The organism is Bacillus sp. YC2, assembly GCF_019891195.1.
In the GTDB taxonomy this organism is placed as follows: Bacteria; Bacillota; Bacilli; order Bacillales; family Bacillaceae; genus Bacillus.
The window spans coordinates 1-212 of sequence record NZ_JAHXDO010000042.1 but is presented as its reverse complement, the minus strand read 5'-3'; the positions used below and the strand labels follow the sequence as shown (position 1 = coordinate 212).

Annotated in this window: 1 tRNA gene; it reads right to left on the bottom strand. The window is 57.1% G+C overall.

From position 1 onward, the window contains the following. Positions 1–79 precede the first annotated feature (79 nt). A tRNA-Ile gene (locus KY305_RS19815) sits at positions 80–156 on the bottom strand. Positions 157–212 lie beyond the last annotated feature (56 nt).

Below are 212 nucleotides of genomic sequence, written 5' to 3'. Positions count from 1 at the left end.
GAACCCCCGCGGGCTTTGACACCCCTGTCGGTTTTCAAGACCGATCCCTTCAGCCAGACTTGGGTATTCCTCCGTATAATGGTGGACCTTGTAGGACTCGAACCTACGACCGGACGGTTATGAGCCGTCTGCTCTAACCAACTGAGCTAAAGGTCCAATGGTAGCGGCGGAGGGGATCGAACCCCCGACCTCACGGGTATGAACCGTACGCT